The organism is Streptomyces sp. SID5785 (assembly GCF_009870065.1).
Classification (GTDB): domain Bacteria; phylum Actinomycetota; class Actinomycetes; order Streptomycetales; family Streptomycetaceae; genus Streptomyces.
Map to the genome: position 1 here is coordinate 1 of NZ_WWIA01000682.1, position 14,728 is coordinate 14,728.

The following is a 14,728-nucleotide window of genomic DNA, read 5'->3' on the forward strand; positions in this document are numbered from 1 at the left end:
GTGCTGCCCAAGCATCTGGACGAGAAGGTCGCGCGCCTGCACCTCGACTCGCTCGGGGTCAGGCTCACGACGCTGCGTCCGGAGCAGGCGTCGTACATCGGCGTCGAGGTCGAGGGCCCGTACAAGCCCGACCACTACCGCTACTGACCGGGCTTCCAGCCTTCCTCCATCGCGCCCCGACCCCGGGCGCCCACGCTGGGCCCACGGGTGACGTTCAGAGGAGGAAGCACGTGTCCGAGAAGCAGCAGCACACTCCGGTGCTGGTGGTGGGCGCGGGACTGGCGGGTCTGTCGACCGCCCTGTTCCTGGCCCGCCACGAAGTGCCCTGCGTCGTGGTGGAACGCCACCGCGGCATGTCGCCGCATCCGCGGGCGCGGGGCATCAACCCGCGGGCGATGGAACTGATGCGCGCGGCCGGCCTGGAGCAGGAGGTGCGGGAGACCGAGTCGGCCCGCGCCCTCGCCGCCAACAGCGGGGTCCTGGCCGCTCAGTCCCTGGCCGGCCACCAGCTGGGCGCCCTGCACGAGCAGTACTTCATGGACGTCCGCACGGATCTGAGCGCCCTGTCGCCGACCGGCTGGTGCCTGTGCCACCAGGACGAGTTCGAGCCGGTGATCCGTCGTCACGCGCAGCGGCTGGGCGCGGAGTTCTCGTACGCGACCGAGCTGGAGTCGTTCGAGCAGGACGGCGACGGGGTCACCGCGCGGCTGCGGGACCGGGACTCGGGCGAGGTGCGGACCGTGACGGCCGACTACCTCGTGGCCGCGGACGGGCCCGGCAGCCCGGTGCGCCGGCAGCTGGGGATCGGCTTCGACGGCCCCGGCACCACCGGGCACTTCCTCAACATCCACTTCGAGGCGGAGCTCGCGGAGCAGCTCGGGGACCGCCGCTTCATCATGTGCTACACGTTCAACGACGCGGTGCGCGGTGCGCTGATGCCGCTCGACAACTCCCGGCGCTGGCTCCTGCACGTGGGCTTCGACCCGGCCGCGCAGGACCCGGCGTCGTTCGACGAGGCGCGCTGCCAGGAGCTGGTGCGGGCCGCGACCGGCGTGCCGGACCTGGACGTGAAGGTGCTGGGTGCGATGCCGTGGGAGGCCGCGGGCCGCACCGCAGGAGCGTTCTCGTCCGGCCGGGTCTTCCTGGTGGGCGACGCCGCGCACGTGATGCCGCCGAGCGGTGCGTTCGGCTCCAACACCGGGGTGCAGGACGCCCACAACCTGGCGTGGAAGCTCGCGGCGGTCGTGCGCGGCGAGGCCGGTGCCGGTCTCCTCGACAGCTACGACCCCGAGCGCCGGCCGGTGTGCGAGGCGACCGTCGAGCAGGCGGTGCTGCGCTCGAAGGACCGGCCGCGCCTCGCCGAGCAGGAGCCGGCGCCCGCGAACCCGGCCATCCACGCCGACACGGAGATCTGGTTCGGCTGGCAGTACCGCTCGGCGGCGGTGCTCACGGGCCCCGACGACCGTCCCGCGGACGGCGTGTGGAACGCGGCGCCGCAGGGGCTTCCCGGCACCCGCGCCCCGCATGTCGCGCTGGTCGCCGACGGCCGGGAGATCTCGGCGCTCGACCTGTTCGACCGGGTGCCGGTGCTGCTGGCCGGGCCCGGCGGGACGGCCTGGGAGCGGGCGGCGCACGAGGCGGCGGACCGCGCCGGGGTCCGGGTGGACGTGCGGCGCGTCGCGGACGACGCCCTCGCGGACCCGGCCGGCGGCTGGGGCACGGCGTACGGCGTGGGGCCCGAGGGCGCCGTGCTGGTGCGGCCCGACGGTGTGGTCGCGTGGCGTTCCGCGGGCGGCCGGGAGAACCCGGGCGCCGTGCTCGACGACGTACTGCAGGCCCTGCTGGCGCGGTGAGGACCCGCCTGCGCACCCCACGAGACGAGGAGCAATCATGTCGGGAATCACCGGCTGGGTGGACTGGACCCGGGACCTGTCCCGGGAACGCAGCACCGTCCTGGCCATGACCGCGTCGATGGCGCTGCGCGGCCCGGACGACGAGGGCGTGTGGACCGGTCCGCGCGCCGCTCTGGGCCACCGGCACCTCGCGGTGTTCGACCCCGAGGGCGGCCGTCAGCCCGTCGCCCTGGAGCACGACGGGCGCACCGTCGCCGTCGCCGCGCACAGCGGCTCGATCCTGAACCACGAGGAGCTGCGCTCCACGCTGGCGCGGCGCGGCCACAAGTTCCGCACGGGCGGTGACACGGAGACCCTGCTGCACGCGTACCTCGAGTGGGGGGCCGACTGTGTGGCGCGCCTGGAGGGCACGTTCGCCGGGGTGGTGTGGGACGCCCGTCGTGCGGAGCTGTTCCTGGTCCGCGACCGGCTGGGCGTGGAGCCGCTGCTGTACTTCCCGACGGCGACGGGCCTGGTGTTCGGCTCGGAGGCGAAGGCGATCCTGGCGCATCCGCTGGTGCCGGCCGAGGTCGACGCGGAGGGGCTCCAGGAGATCTTCACGTACTCGGGCACACCGCACGTGGCGCCGTTCCGCGGGATGCACCGGCTGCGGGCCGGGCACCATCTGACGGTGAGCGCCGAGGGCACGCGTCTGACCCGGTACTGGGGCGTGGACGCGGCCGAGCACACGGACGACCTGGACACGACGGTGGACACGGTGCGCGGGCTGCTCGAGGAGAGCGTCGAGCGGAACCTGCGCACGGACGCGCCGGTGGGCTCGCTGCTGTCGGGCGGGCTCGACTCCAGCGGTGTCGTCGGTCTCGCGGACCGGGAGCTGCGCCGGTCCGGGCGCCGGGTGCGGACGTTCACGGTGGACTTCGCCCGGCACGCCGAGAACTTCCAGGCGACGGACACCCGGCAGTCGCCGGACGCCCCGTACGCGGCGGACGTGGTGCGGCACCTGGACACGGATCACACGAGCGTCGTCATCGACCCGGACGAGCTGAGCGACGAGGTGGCCCGCTGGCAGGTGCTGCGGGCCAAGGACTACCCGACGCCGCTGGGCGACATGAACACCTCGCTGTACCTGCTGGCGCGGGCGGTGAGCGAGCGGGACACCAAGGTCGTGCTGACCGGTGAGGCCGCCGACTCGCTGTTCCACGGGGTCGCCTGGAACCGGGACCCGGTGGAGTCGCGGATGGACACCTTCCCGTGGGTGGCCCGCGGGGTGGTCCGCGACGACGCGAAGGGGCTCGGCTGCGGCCTGTTCGACTCCTCGCTCCTGGGGGACCTGGCGCCGCTGGAGTACGCGGCGGGCCGTTACCGCGAGTCGGTCGCCGAGGCGCCGCACCTGCCCGGCATGTCCGACGAGGAGAAGCACATGCGGGAGCTGTGCTGGGTGCACCTGACGAACTTCATGGAGAACCAGAACGGGCACACGGAGCGGCTGTTCAAGGCGGTGGGCCTGGAGGTCCGCATGCCGTACTGCGACCACCGGCTCGTGCAGTACGCGTACAACCTGCCGTGGAAGCTGCAGAACTTCGACGGGCGCGAGAAGAGCCTGTTGCGGGCCGCGGTGCGGCACGTGCTGCCCCAGAGCGTCATCGAGCGGCGCAAGACGCCGTACCCGGTGACGCTGGATCCGGGCTACGAGCAGTCGCTGCGCGCGGAGATGACGGCGTTGCTCGACGATCCGCAGGCCCCGGTGCTGCCGCTGCTCGACGTGGCGGAGGTGCGGCGCACGCTCAAGGACCCGGAGGGCCTGAACCGCTGGGCGCGCCGGGCCAACGTGGAGCTGCCGCTCCAGCTGAACACGTGGCTGCGCCGGTACGGGGTGCGCCTGGTGCTGTGATGCCGCGCGGCGCGCACGCCGAGGCCCCCGTACCGTCCGGTGTACGGGGGCCTCGGCGTGCGGGCGGCGCGCGGCCGCCGCCGTCAGTGCTGGTGGGCGCCGGCGTCGGGCAGGGTCCGCGGGGCCTGCTTCTCGGTGCCGGGGGCGACGACGGTGAACTGGCCCATCATGCCGTCGTCCTCGTGGCGCAGGACGTGGCAGTGGTACATGTACGGCGCCTTCGGGTCGGTCAGCGTGTCGAACCGGATGGCGATCTTCGCCTTGCCGAACTCGTGCAGGTAGAACGTGTCCTTGGGGCCGCGGGCGTAGGCGGGCGGCGGGGAGCCGTTGATGTCCAGGACGTGGAAGACGGCGCCGTGGACGTGCAGGACGTGCACCCAGTCGTCGCCGCGCTCGATCTCCCAGACCTCGGTGGCGCCGGCCGGGATCACCTCGTCGACCCGGGTCATGTCCATGGTCTTGCCGTTGATCTGGACGCCGGTGAACTCCAGCGTGCGGTGCCGGGCGTCGGCGGGCGCCTCGACCGGTGCGGCGGCGCCCTCGATCCGGGTGGGCAGGGCGGGCGAGGACGCGAGGTCGTGGCCGGCCCGCAGGGCGATGATGTCGAAGGTGTCGTCGCCGCCCATGAAGCGCTCGGTCGGGAAGCCGAGTCCGAGATCGGGCTCGAAGCTGCGCAGGACCGCCTCGTCGCCGGGCGCGAACGAGACGACGATCTCGGCGCGTTCGCCCGGCGCGAGCAGCAGCCGCTCCAGCGGGCGCGGCCGGGCGAGCAGTCCGGCGTCGGTGGCGACCTGGTGGAAGGTGCGGCCGTCGGTGAAGCCGAGCCAGTACATGCGGGCGTTGGAGCCGTTGAGCAGGCGCAGCCGCACCCGGCGCGTGGTGACCTTGAAGTGCGGGTCGTAGGTGCCGTTGACGAGGATGGTGTCGCCGAGGACGCCCAGGTTGTCGGCGCCGGCCACGGACTCGGCGAGCTTGGTCTCGGTGAGGTCGAGGCTGCCGTCGTCGTGGAAGTTCTTGTCCTGGATGACCAGGGGCACGTCGTCGACGCCGTAGGTGCGGGGCAGGGCCGCGCGCTCGGAGTGCTCGTCGTCGAGGATGATCATTCCGGCGACGCCGCGGTAGACGTGGGTGCCGGTCGAGCCGTGCGGGTGCGGGTGGTACCAGAGGGTGGCCGCCGGCTGGTGCACGGTCCAGGTGGGCTGCCAGTCCCGGCCCGCCTCGATCATCTGGTGGGGGCCGCCGTCCATGCGGGCGGGCAGGAGCATCCCGTGCCAGTGCAGGGTGGTGGCCTCGGGCAGCCGGTTGCGCACGGTGAGGGCGACGCGGTCGCCCCTGCGGGCGCGCAGCGTGGGCGCGAGGTAGGGGCCGTTGGCACCCCAGGTGGGGGTGGTGCGGCCGGGCAGCAGCCTGCTGGTGCCGGGGGCGAGGGTGAGCCGGTAGTGGCGGCGGCCGTCGCCGGCGGGGTCGGGGTGCAGGAGGTCCGGTATCCGCAGCTCGTTGCGGAAGTCCAGCTTCCCCACGTTGCTGCGCTTGCGCTGGGAGTAGACCGTCAGGAAGGTGGCGCCCCAGCCCGCTCCTGCGGCCGCGGCGACGCCTCCCGCGCCGAGCAGGAAGCGTCGGCGCGGGAGGCGGAGGTGTTTCGGCATGGTGGGTCCTCGCGTGGGATCCGGTGCGGGGCCTGCGGCCCGGGGGGAGACGCCCCCGGGTCCTCGTCCCACTGTCGATCATCCCGCCTGAGGCTCGCTCGACTCGGGCTCGAGCCGGTGCACGACCTCGGTGACGGCCATGTCGCCGCCGCGCCGGTACGGCTTGAGCTTCTGCCGGTGCAGCAGGTGGCGGTGGCTGGTCTCGAAGGCCCGGAAGCCGCTCTCGTGCGACCAGTCCGTCAGGACGTAGTACAGGCCGGGCTCCTCGGTCGAACGCACCAGCGTCTGGCCGAGGTTGGCCGGCTCCCGCGCGATGGCCTCGCCCACGGAGAGCCACACCTTCTCGAAGTCGGCGGCCATGTCGGGGTACACCTCCATGCGGAGGATCACCCGCAGGGGGTGGCCGCCGCCGGTGCCGCCGGTGCCGTCGGTACGGGTCATGGGGTCCTCTTCTCCGCGGGTCTGCGGTCGAGCCGGAGCACCCGCTTGGTGATGCCGCGCAGCACGGTCCTGGTGAAGATGGGCGCCTCGGTGCAGCGCCAGGCGACGACACCGTCCGGCCGGACGAGCACGGCGCCCTGCGCGGTGACGCCGTACCGCTCGGGCCAGCGGTCGTCGAGGTCCTCGAGGTCGGTGCCGATGCCGTGGACCTGGACGGCCGTGCCCAGTTCGGCGGAGACCGAGCGGGCGGCCTCCTTCCAGGCCCGGTTGTCGGGTCCGGTCAGCAGCACCATGCCGCGGCCGAACAGGTCGTGCACGGAGATCTCGGTGCCGCCGCGGCGCAGCCGCAGGTGCGGGGCGCGGCTGCCGGGACGGCCGTCGTTCTCCGCGGCCCACAGCCCGTATCCGGGCAGGGTGCCCTCGTCCCAGGGCATCACGGCCGAGGAGCGGTAGCGCGAGGACAGCCAGACCAGCGGGTCCTGGACCAGCTCGGGGTCGGCCGGGTCCTGGTAGGCCTCCCGCAGCCGGGCCCGGTCGCCGGCCCGCAGCTCCGCCTGTTCGACGGTGGCCGCGCAGACCGGGCGGCGCTCCTCGTCGTAGGTGTCGAGCAGGTCGGGGTGGGCCCAGCCGTCGAGCACCGCGACGATCTTCCAGGCGAGGTTGTGCGCGTCGATGACACCGGTGCCCGCGTCGAAGCCGCCACTGGGCGGCATGACGTGGGCGGCGTCCCCCACCAGGTACACCGGGCCGTCGGCGAACCGCTCGGCGACGCCCGCCTCCCCGGCCCACGCGTGCACCGACTCGATGCGCACGCCGAGGTCGGCGACTCCGCTCGCGGCCCGCACGAGCGCGGTGCAGTACTCCTCGGTGAACGACTCGACGGGCCGGCGCTCCGGGTCGTGGCGCACGTGGAGCAGCCAGTCCGCCCCGTTGTCGAGCGGCATCAGGGAGCCGCTGACGCCCGGGTTGTCGACGTAGCCCATGATGAAGCGGCGTCCGCGCAGCGGTCCGGTCAGGTCCGCGGTGAAGCGGACCGTGACGAAGTGGCCGAGGGTGCGGCTGTCGAAGCCGATCCCGAGCTGTTCGCGCACGGCCTGTCCCGCGCTGCCCGCGTCGACCAGGAAGCAGGTCCGCACCCGGTGTTCCTCACCGGTGTCACGGTCGCGCACGTGGGCGAGGACGCCCTCGTCGCCCCAGCCCTCCCGCTCGAAGGAGACGAGCTCGGCCTGCGGGCGCATCCGCACGCCGAGCCGCTCGGCGCGCTCGCGCAGCACCTGCTCGAGCTCGCCCTCCTCGCACAGACACCAGCTGGTGGGCGACAGGTCGCCGAGGTCGGCGTCCGCGTCCACGACGTACTTGGCGTCCAGCGCCCCGAGTTCGGGTCCGGTCAGGGACTCCATGGTGATGATGCCCGCGTTGCGGGCCAGCGCCCGGGCCGAGGGCTGGTCCCGTACGTCCTGCTCCACCCCGAGGGAGCGCAGCAGTTCCATGGCCCGGGGGTGGATGCCGAGGATGCGCGGTGGCCTGGACCGCTCCGGCCCGCCCCCCAGCAGATAGCAGTCCACTCCCTGTTCGGCGAGGAACAGGGCCGTCGCCAGCCCGGCCGGTCCCGAACCGGCCACCAGGACATCGGTTTTGCGGAGCGTGGTCCGTCCTGTACCGCGCACTGCCTCACATCCCTTCGACGTCGTGCTACGACTGATGCTCCACGAGCACGGACGCGTCCTTGTCGCCGTCGCCCGCGGCCACCACTGCCTCGAACTGCTCCCGCACCAGCCCGAGGACCGGCATCTGTGTCCCGTGTCCGGCGGCGTCCTCGAGGGCGATCCGGATGTCCTTCTCCATGAGGGCCGAGCGGAAGAACGCGGGTTCGTAGGAGCCCTTGATCATCAGCTCGGCGCGGAAGCGCATCACGAGCGAGCTGAAGCCGCTCGCGGAGACCGCGCCGATCAGCTGGTTGCGGTCCAGGCCCGCGGCCGTGCCGTAGGCGACGGCCTCGGCGAGCGAGGCGACCTGCGCGCCGAGCAGCAGGTTGAGGATCAGCTTCATGCCGGCGGCGGTGCCGGGGGCGCCCAGGTGGACGACCTCGGTGCCGATCGCCTCGAGGACGGGCCGCACCTCGTACAGGTCGGCCGGGTCACCGGCGACGAAGACGCGCAGCTCGCCCTTGCGGGCCTGGAGCGGGTTGCCGACGACGCAGGCCTCGACGCGGCGCAGCCCCTTCGCCGCCAGCCGTTCGGCGGCCTCGCGGGCGTACGCGGGCGACACGGTGGAGGTGTCCACGATGACGGAGCCGGGCTCGAGGACCGGCACCACGCGGCCGAACAGCACCTCCTCGACGGCCTTGTCGTCGCTGAGGCTCAGCATCACCACGCGGTGGCCGGCCGCGGCGCGCTCGGGCGCGTCGGCGAGGGTGGCACCCGCGTCGGCCAGCGGTGCGGCCTTGCTCGCCGTCCGGTTGTGGACGGTGAGGGTGTGCCCGGTGTCCAGGAGCCGGCGGGCCATGCCGCCTCCCATGTTGCCCAGGCCGATGAAGGCCAGTTGGGCTGTGCTCATCGTGGGTCTCTCCTCATCTGTGGCGGGGCGGGCCGGGGTGCGGTCCGCGGTCGGGGCGCGGCGTCGACGGTCAGTACGCGGCGTCGACCTCGTAGACGGCGAACGGGACGGGGGTCCTGGTGTCGCGGTAGGGGCGCAGGGGGGCGGTGTCCGCGCGGTGCCCGGCGCCCGCCTCCCACTGCTGGAACGCCTCGAACGACTCCCAGCGGCTCATCACGGCCAGCGCGCTCGGGTCCATCGGGTTGCGCAGCAGCTCGTTGCCGAGCATGCCGGGCACGCCCGCGAGGCGTTCGCTGACCTGGTGGTAGGCGGTCCGGACGGCGTCGAGCTGGTCGTCGTCGAGCGCCGCCTGGTAGACGAGCACCCGCACCTCGCCCGCGCCGCCGTCACCGGGCACCGGCGGCCGCCTCTCCCCGCAGCGTGTGCAGGACCTCCATGACGTGGAAGGTGCCGCCCTTGCGGAACGGGTGGAGGGTCGCGCGGTGTTCGAGGTGCGCGGGGCTCTCCTCGAAGCGGCGGAACTGCGGCTCGTCGACCCAGTCGCTGACGATGACGTACGTGCCGTCGGGCTCCCGGGACAGGGACTGGCCGAGGTTGGCGCTGTGGCCGGTGACGGCGTCGGTGCCGGACAGCCACGCCTTCTCGAACTCCGCCTCGCGGCCCGCCTCGATCTCCAGGCGGAGCATCACCCGGAACGTCATCAGGAGATCCCCCCGTCGACGCCGATGGTGTTCCCGGTGACGTAGCGGGACAGGTCGCTGGCGAGCCACATGACGGCGCCGGCCACCTCGTCGGGCTTGCCGAGCCGGCCCAGGGCGGTCTTCGCGCCGTAGCGCTCGCTCATCAGGCGCCGCTGGTCCTCGGGCAGCTCGTGGAAGTTCTCCGTCTCGATGACGCCGAGGGCGACGATGTTGAAGCGGATGCCCTTGCCGCCGAACTCCTTGGCGAGCGACCGGTTGAGGCCGACGAGCGCGGCCTTGGTCGCGGTGTAGTGGGAGCGCAGCGGGACGCCGGCCTCGGTGGCGCGGGAGCCGACCGAGACGACCGACGAGCCCTCGCCGAGCAGCGGCAGCGCGTGCTGGATGACGAGGTGGGCGCCGGTGAGGTTGGTGGCGACGATGCGCTGCCACTCGTCGAGGCTCAGCTCGCCGTACGGGACGTGGCTGATGGCGCCGGCGTTGTTGACCACGAGGTCGAGGCGGTCGCCGTGCAGCGTGCGGACCTGCTCGAGCAGCGAGGCGATCTCCTCGGGCTTCGACAGGTCGGCGCGCAGCACGTGGTGGTCGCCACCGGTCTCCTGCAGCTCCTTCTCGAGGCTGGTGACGTAGTCGCTGGGGTGGACGTAGCAGGTGACGACGTCGACGCCGGCCCGGGCGAGGGCGAGCACGATGCCGCGGCCCACGCCGCGCGTGCCACCGGTGACCAGGGCCTTCTTGCCCCGCAGTTCGAGGTCCATGGTGTGTCCTTACGTGAAAAGTGTGGGTCAGAGCAGGAAGCCGAGGGCCGTGCAGTTGACGGCGAGCGCGGCCATGGTGAGCCAGCTGCGCCGGCTGTTCCAGGCGCCCCATTCGGGCCGGGGGTCCTGGAAGTCGTCGGGCAGGTTGTCCGGGTCGAGCGTGCGCATCCAGCGGTTGACCGGAGCGTTCTTCCTGATGGCGATCACCGGGGTGGTCGCCGCGAGCAGTCCGGCCGCGGCGAACAGGGCCCGGGCGCCGGCGTTCGGTGCGTCGAAGGCGAGGACGGCGTCGAGGACGACGGTGCCGAGCAGGCAGATCGGCATGGCCGGGTCGTAGCGCCGGCCCATGAACGCGTGGGCGTGCACGTAGCGGTCGACGGGCAGGACGGCGAAGTACGGGAACCCGCCGAGCTGGGTCCCCAGCATCACTCCGGCGGCCAGACCGTTGAGCAGGAGCAGGAGGGGGGCGAGGACGGTGAGCACGGTCTCTCCTCAGCCGGCCAGGGTCCGGGCCGCGGCCTCGACCTTCTGCCGGATGAGGTCCATCTGCACCTTGGTGTTGCGGTTGAGGTGCTCGGTCATCTGCTCGTCGGTCACGGGCGCCTGCGGCTTCATGTGGAAGTCCTGCACCCAGCGCATCCGGACGCCGCCGCCGGGCTCCTCGGTGTACTCCCAGTTGATGTTCATGAACTCGAAGGGACCGGTCTCGACGCGCTCGGCGTGGACGGTGCGGGTGTCGGCGGAGCTGGTGCGCCGCGACACCCAGCTCCAGACCTGGCCGTCCTCGTCGGGGTGCATGGTGAGCCGGAAGAGGATCGTGTCGCCCTCGCGCTCGAGCACCTCGGCGGCGGCGTACTCGCTGAACAGGTCGGGCCAGTTGGGGACGTCGTTGGTCATCTCCCACACGACGTCCAGCGGGGCGTCGATGACGATGTCGTTGTCGGTGTGTCCGGCCATCGTCTTTCTCCTTCCTGAGGGTGGTGCCTGGTGGGGTGGGTCAGCGGCCGAGGACGAGCGCCGAGGTGAACCCGCCGTGGCCGCGGGCCAGGACCAGCGCGTGGTGCAGTTCCTGCTCGCGCGGGTCGCCGGTCACCAGGTCGATCTCCAGGCCGGGGGCCGGCGTCCTGGTCCCGGTGGTCGCCGGGATCACGCCGTCGCGCAGGCTCAGCAGCGCGGTGGCCACGTCCAGCGGGGCGCCGCCTCCGTAGAGCCGCCCGGTGAGCGTCTTGGGTGCGGTGACGGGCACGCCGCGCGGTCCGAACACCGCGGTGATCGCAGCCGCTTCGTCGCGGTCGTCGGCCGGGGTGCCGGCCGCGTCCGCGAACACGACGTCGATGTCGGCGGCGGTGAGTCCGGCGTCGCGCAGCGCGGCCTCGGCCGTGCGGCGCAGCGCGCGGGGCCGGCCGGTCTCCGGTGCCGGGTCGAACCCGGCGGCGTAGCCGAGCACCCGGCCGTAGCCGGAGCCGGCGCCGCGCTCGGCGGCGGCCTCGGCGCTCTCCAGGACGAGGATCGCCCCGCCCTCCCCCGGCAGGTAGCCGGACGCGTCGGCGTCGAAGGGCAGGTAGGCCCGCTCGGGGTCGGCGACCGTGGACAGCTTGCCGGTGGTCAGCTGGGCGCTGAGGCCGTACGGGCACAGGGAGGCGTCGGTGCCGCCGGTGACGACGAGCCGGGCGCCCTTGCGGGTGAGCCGGCGCGCCTGTCCGATGGCGTCGAGTCCGCCCGCCTGCTCGCAGGCCAGGACCCCGCACGGGCCGCGCATCTTGTGCCGGATGGACAACTGCCCGGTGGTGGCGGCGTAGAACCAGGCGATCGACTGGTACGCGCCGACCCAGCTGGGGTCGTTCTGGTAGAGCGCGGTCATCTCCTTCTGGCCGAACTCGGTGCCGCCCGAGGAGGCGGCGGTGACGACCGCGGTCTCGTACTCGGGGATCGCGGCGATGTCGGCCCCGCTGTCGTCCAGGGCGGCGTCGGCCGCGGCGAACGCCAGGTGGGTCCAGTGGTCGGTCTGCGAGATGAGCCGGCTGGGCACGTCGGCCTGGGCGTCGAACCCGGGGACCTGGCCGGCGTGGCGCACCGGGTAGCTCTCCGGGTCGAAGCGGGCGATGCGCGCGATGCCGGACTTCCCGGCGAGCACCGACGCCCAGTGGCTCTCGACGCCGATCCCGGTCGGGGCGACGACGCCGAGCCCGGTGACGACGGGCGCGGTCTCGGTGGTCGGGGTCATCGGTCGCTCCTTCCGGCCGCCGCGGCGGCCGTGCCCGGCCGGGTGAGCAGCATCGCGGTCTGGAAGCCGCCGAAGCCGCTGCCGACGCTGAGCACGGCGTCCATGCGGTGGTCCCGTGCGGTGACCGGGACGTAGTCCAGGTCGCACAGCGGGTCCTTGGTGCGCAGGTTGGCGGTGGGCGGGACCACCTGGTGTTCCAGGGCCAGCGCGCAGGCGGCCACCTCGATGGAGCCGATGGCGCCGAGCGAGTGCCCGACCATGGACTTGATGGAGCTGACCGGGATGTCGTAGGCGTGCGCCCCGAGGCTGCGCTTGAAGGCGGCGGTCTCGTGCCGGTCGTTCTGCTTGGTGCCCGAGCCGTGCGCGTTGACGTAGTCGATCGCGGTCGGGTCGAGGCGGGCCTGGCCGAGCGCGACGGTGATCGCCTCGGCCATCTCGCGGCCGTCCGGCTTGAGTCCGGTCATGTGGTACGCGTTGCTGCGGCCGGCGAAGCCGGACACCTCGGCGTAGATGTGCGCGCCGCGGGCGAGGGCGGCCTCGCGCTCCTCGATGACCATGACGGCGGAGCCCTCGGCGAGGACGAATCCGTCGCGTTCGCCGTCGAACGGGCGCGAGGCGTGCTCCGGGTCGTCGTTGTTCGGGGTGGTCGCCTTGATCGCGTCGAAGCAGGCGGAGGTGATCGGGGAGATCGGTGCGTCGGTGGCGCCGGCGACGGCGACGTCGACGGAGCCCTCCTCGATCAGCTGCACGGCGTGGCCGATGGAGTCGAGTCCGGAGGTGCAGCCGGTGGAGACCAGCGCGACGGGTCCCTCGGCGCCCACCTCCCAGCCGACCTCGGCGGCCAGCGTGGAGGGCACCATGTACCCGTACAGGTGCGGGACGCCGTACTCGTGGTCGACGAGCCACTTGCGGCCGCTGTCGGAGAGGGTGACGTACTCCTCCTCCAGGCCCATGGTGCAGCCGACGGCGCTGCCGATGACGACGCCGAGCCGCTCGGGCGCGAGCGCCGAGGGGTCGATGCCGCTGTCGGCGACGGCCTCGCGGGCGCTGACGACGGCGAACTGCGCGGCGCGGTCCATGCGCCGGATCTGGCGCGGCGTCAGCCCCGCGGCCGCCGGGTCGAAGTCGACCTCGGCGGCGACCTGCGAGCGGAACGGTGCGGCGTCGAACAGGCTGATCCGCCGGGTGGCGGTGCGGCCTTCGGACAGGGTCCGCCAGAAGGCCTCCCGGCCGACCCCGCCCGGTACGACCGCGCCGACGCCGGTGATGACGGCCCGTCGGGTCACGGCGTCCCACCCACGTCCGGGTTGGCCTGGTCGGGGCGCTGCGCCTGCTCGGTGTCCACGTGGCCGAGCTCGGGCCTGGGCGCGAGCGGGGACAGGTGGAACGCACCGCGGGCGGTGACCTCGCCGGTGTTGACCAGGCGGTGGCGGACCCCGATCGGGACGAGCAGCGAGTCGCCGGCGACGAGGGTCACCGTCTGGCCGTCCAGGGTCATCTCCAGGGTTCCGTCGGTGACGTGGAGGAACTCCTCGGAGTACGGGTGGTAGTGCTCGGTGATCCAGTCACCGGGCTCCAGGGTGAGCACGCCGCCGAACCCGGAGGTGCAGCCGACGGTCTTGGGGCTGAGGGTGACCCGCAGGTCACCTCCGCGCTTGGTGTTGGCCTCGACTTCCTCCGAGGCGACCTTCACCGTGCGGCTGATGGCCGTGGTCACTTGATCCGCCCTCCGTCCTTGGTCCAGATGTAGAAGGGCTCGGCCATCGCGTCCTTGGGCTCTTTCCAGTCCGGGTCGTAGGGCTCGACGCACTGGGCGAGCTTGGTGTTGATGTCGTCGTAGAGCGGGTGGCTGCGGGCCCGGTAGAGATTGCCGCCGATGTCGTCGTCGGCCTCGACCAGGTGGAAGTAGAGGCCGTGGAACTTGAACAGGGTGCGGCGGCTGACGCCGATCATGTGCGGAAGATCGGTCTCGTCCGACTCGCCGAAGATCTTCGCGATGTCCTCGGTCTTGTCGGGCCGGAGCTTGGCGACGATCAGGGTGCGATGCACGGGTACCTCCTGGTCTCGGTCGACCGCGAAGGTCCCACCGCGGACTACAGGTCTGCTCGAATCGCCCTTCAGCCGCGGATCCCGTGCGTTCGAGCCGTTCTCGTGCGCGGCGGTGTCGTCTTCTGCCGGGGACCGACGGGCCCCGAACGCGACCACGAGGTGAGGAACCGGTATGCCCTTCGCTGCGATCACGTACGACATCAAGCCCGGGTGCGAGGCGGAACTCGCCGAGATCTTCGGGAGTTTCAAGCGCGTCAGGTCGGCCCAGGTGCGGGACGAGGCCGGCGAGGCGGCCGGCACGATCCTGGCCACGGCCGTCTTCCTGCGCGACGACACGCTGGTGCGGGTCATCGAGTACACGGGCGACCTGGACGCGGTGGCCCGGCACATGGCGTCCCAGCCCGGCGTGCGCGAGGTGGAGGCGAAGCTGAAGCCGTATCTGACCCGTCCGCGGGACACCGACACCGTGGAGGGGTTCGTCGCCACGTTCCGGCGCAGCCTGCTGCGCACGGTGGCGCAGATCTCGGTGCGCGACGGCGCGCCCACGCCCGCCTGAACGCGCACATGCCCACAGGGCCGCGCGTCCTCGACGCGCGGCCCTGTGGGCGTGGG

The 14,728-nt window shown here is 72.9% G+C and carries 17 protein-coding genes; 4 read left to right on the forward strand and 13 right to left on the reverse strand.

What is annotated here, in order from left to right; all coding sequences use genetic code 11:
• The 3 genes from GTW43_RS22090 to asnB all read left to right on the forward strand — a co-directional run.
• On the forward strand, positions 1–147 hold a 147-nt coding region (locus GTW43_RS22090), incomplete at its 5' end, for an adenosylhomocysteinase (RefSeq protein ID WP_161303753.1).
• A gap of 83 nt (positions 148–230) precedes the next feature.
• The gene (locus GTW43_RS22095; RefSeq protein WP_161303754.1) at positions 231–1,853 is read left to right on the forward strand and encodes an FAD-dependent oxidoreductase; all 1,623 of its coding nucleotides are present in this window, start codon (positions 231–233) and stop codon (positions 1,851–1,853) included.
• Between the two features lie 37 nt (positions 1,854–1,890).
• On the forward strand, positions 1,891–3,744 hold the full coding sequence (asnB, locus tag GTW43_RS22100; RefSeq protein ID WP_161303755.1) for an asparagine synthase (glutamine-hydrolyzing): 1,854 nt from the start codon (positions 1,891–1,893) through the stop codon (positions 3,742–3,744).
• 83 nt (positions 3,745–3,827) lie between these two features.
• On the opposite strand, the gene GTW43_RS22105 is transcribed toward asnB, so the two are convergent.
• From GTW43_RS22105 to GTW43_RS22165, 13 genes are all read right to left on the reverse strand, one after another.
• Positions 3,828–5,390 carry a multicopper oxidase domain-containing protein gene (locus GTW43_RS22105; protein WP_161303756.1) on the reverse strand — a complete coding sequence of 521 codons (1,563 nt, stop codon included), beginning with the start codon at positions 5,388–5,390 and terminating at the stop codon, positions 3,828–3,830.
• Positions 5,391–5,468: 78 nt separating this feature from the next.
• A complete protein-coding gene (locus GTW43_RS22110) occupies positions 5,469–5,831 on the reverse strand; it encodes an antibiotic biosynthesis monooxygenase family protein (protein ID WP_161303757.1) in 363 nt (120 codons plus the stop codon).
• A complete protein-coding gene (locus GTW43_RS22115) occupies positions 5,828–7,498 on the reverse strand; it encodes an FAD-dependent monooxygenase (RefSeq protein ID WP_161303758.1) in 1,671 nt (556 codons plus the stop codon). The genes GTW43_RS22110 and GTW43_RS22115 overlap by 4 nt, the downstream gene beginning before the upstream one ends.
• Before the next feature lie 25 nt (positions 7,499–7,523).
• On the reverse strand, positions 7,524–8,387 hold the full coding sequence (locus GTW43_RS22120) for an NAD(P)-dependent oxidoreductase (RefSeq protein WP_161303759.1): 864 nt from the start codon (positions 8,385–8,387) through the stop codon (positions 7,524–7,526).
• Positions 8,388–8,457: 70 nt separating this feature from the next.
• Positions 8,458–8,784: an antibiotic biosynthesis monooxygenase family protein gene (locus GTW43_RS22125; protein WP_161303760.1), complete on the reverse strand. Its 327-nt coding sequence runs from the start codon at positions 8,782–8,784 to the stop codon at positions 8,458–8,460.
• Positions 8,774–9,088, reverse strand: a complete 315-nt coding sequence (locus GTW43_RS22130) for an antibiotic biosynthesis monooxygenase family protein (RefSeq protein ID WP_161303761.1) — start codon at positions 9,086–9,088, stop codon at positions 8,774–8,776. Before GTW43_RS22130 ends, GTW43_RS22125 begins: the two co-directional genes overlap by 11 nt.
• Positions 9,088–9,843, reverse strand: a complete 756-nt coding sequence (locus GTW43_RS22135) for an SDR family NAD(P)-dependent oxidoreductase (protein ID WP_161303762.1) — start codon at positions 9,841–9,843, stop codon at positions 9,088–9,090. Before GTW43_RS22135 ends, GTW43_RS22130 begins: the two co-directional genes overlap by 1 nt.
• A 27-nt stretch (positions 9,844–9,870) precedes the next feature.
• Positions 9,871–10,326, reverse strand: a complete 456-nt coding sequence (locus GTW43_RS22140; protein ID WP_343246090.1) for an anthrone oxygenase family protein — start codon at positions 10,324–10,326, stop codon at positions 9,871–9,873.
• Positions 10,327–10,335: 9 nt separating this feature from the next.
• Complete coding sequence (locus tag GTW43_RS22145; RefSeq protein WP_161303763.1) at positions 10,336–10,800, reverse strand: SRPBCC family protein; 465 nt, start codon at positions 10,798–10,800, stop codon at positions 10,336–10,338.
• Positions 10,801–10,840: 40 nt separating this feature from the next.
• Complete coding sequence (locus GTW43_RS22150; protein WP_161303764.1) at positions 10,841–12,067, reverse strand: ketosynthase chain-length factor; 1,227 nt, start codon at positions 12,065–12,067, stop codon at positions 10,841–10,843.
• On the reverse strand, positions 12,064–13,353 hold the full coding sequence (locus tag GTW43_RS22155; RefSeq protein WP_161303765.1) for a beta-ketoacyl-[acyl-carrier-protein] synthase family protein: 1,290 nt from the start codon (positions 13,351–13,353) through the stop codon (positions 12,064–12,066). Before GTW43_RS22155 ends, GTW43_RS22150 begins: the two co-directional genes overlap by 4 nt.
• On the reverse strand, positions 13,350–13,784 hold the full coding sequence (locus GTW43_RS22160; RefSeq protein WP_161303766.1) for a cupin domain-containing protein: 435 nt from the start codon (positions 13,782–13,784) through the stop codon (positions 13,350–13,352). The genes GTW43_RS22155 and GTW43_RS22160 overlap by 4 nt, the downstream gene beginning before the upstream one ends.
• Complete coding sequence (locus GTW43_RS22165; RefSeq protein WP_161303767.1) at positions 13,781–14,116, reverse strand: TcmI family type II polyketide cyclase; 336 nt, start codon at positions 14,114–14,116, stop codon at positions 13,781–13,783. Before GTW43_RS22165 ends, GTW43_RS22160 begins: the two co-directional genes overlap by 4 nt.
• A 172-nt stretch (positions 14,117–14,288) precedes the next feature.
• Here GTW43_RS22165 and GTW43_RS22170 point away from each other — a divergent pair, with 172 nt between their 5' ends.
• A complete protein-coding gene (locus tag GTW43_RS22170) occupies positions 14,289–14,672 on the forward strand; it encodes a SchA/CurD-like domain-containing protein (protein WP_161303768.1) in 384 nt (127 codons plus the stop codon).
• Positions 14,673–14,728 lie beyond the last annotated feature (56 nt).

Excerpts from the sequence above, each read along its gene's own strand:
- GTW43_RS22110 (WP_161303757.1), bottom strand. The coding sequence starts at position 5,831 with ATGACCCGTACCGACGGCACCGGCGGCACCGGCGGCGGCCACCCCCTG.
- GTW43_RS22130 (WP_161303761.1), bottom strand. The coding sequence starts at position 9,088 with ATGACGTTCCGGGTGATGCTCCGCCTGGAGATCGAGGCGGGCCGCGAG.
- asnB (WP_161303755.1), top strand. The coding sequence starts at position 1,891 with ATGTCGGGAATCACCGGCTGGGTGGACTGGACCCGGGACCTGTCCCGG.
- GTW43_RS22120 (WP_161303759.1), bottom strand. The coding sequence starts at position 8,387 with ATGAGCACAGCCCAACTGGCCTTCATCGGCCTGGGCAACATGGGAGGC.
- GTW43_RS22150 (WP_161303764.1), bottom strand. The coding sequence starts at position 12,067 with ATGACCCCGACCACCGAGACCGCGCCCGTCGTCACCGGGCTCGGCGTC.
- GTW43_RS22135 (WP_161303762.1), bottom strand. The coding sequence starts at position 9,843 with ATGGACCTCGAACTGCGGGGCAAGAAGGCCCTGGTCACCGGTGGCACG.
- GTW43_RS22145 (WP_161303763.1), bottom strand. The coding sequence starts at position 10,800 with ATGGCCGGACACACCGACAACGACATCGTCATCGACGCCCCGCTGGAC.
- GTW43_RS22170 (WP_161303768.1), top strand. The coding sequence starts at position 14,289 with ATGCCCTTCGCTGCGATCACGTACGACATCAAGCCCGGGTGCGAGGCG.
- GTW43_RS22105 (WP_161303756.1), bottom strand. The coding sequence starts at position 5,390 with ATGCCGAAACACCTCCGCCTCCCGCGCCGACGCTTCCTGCTCGGCGCG.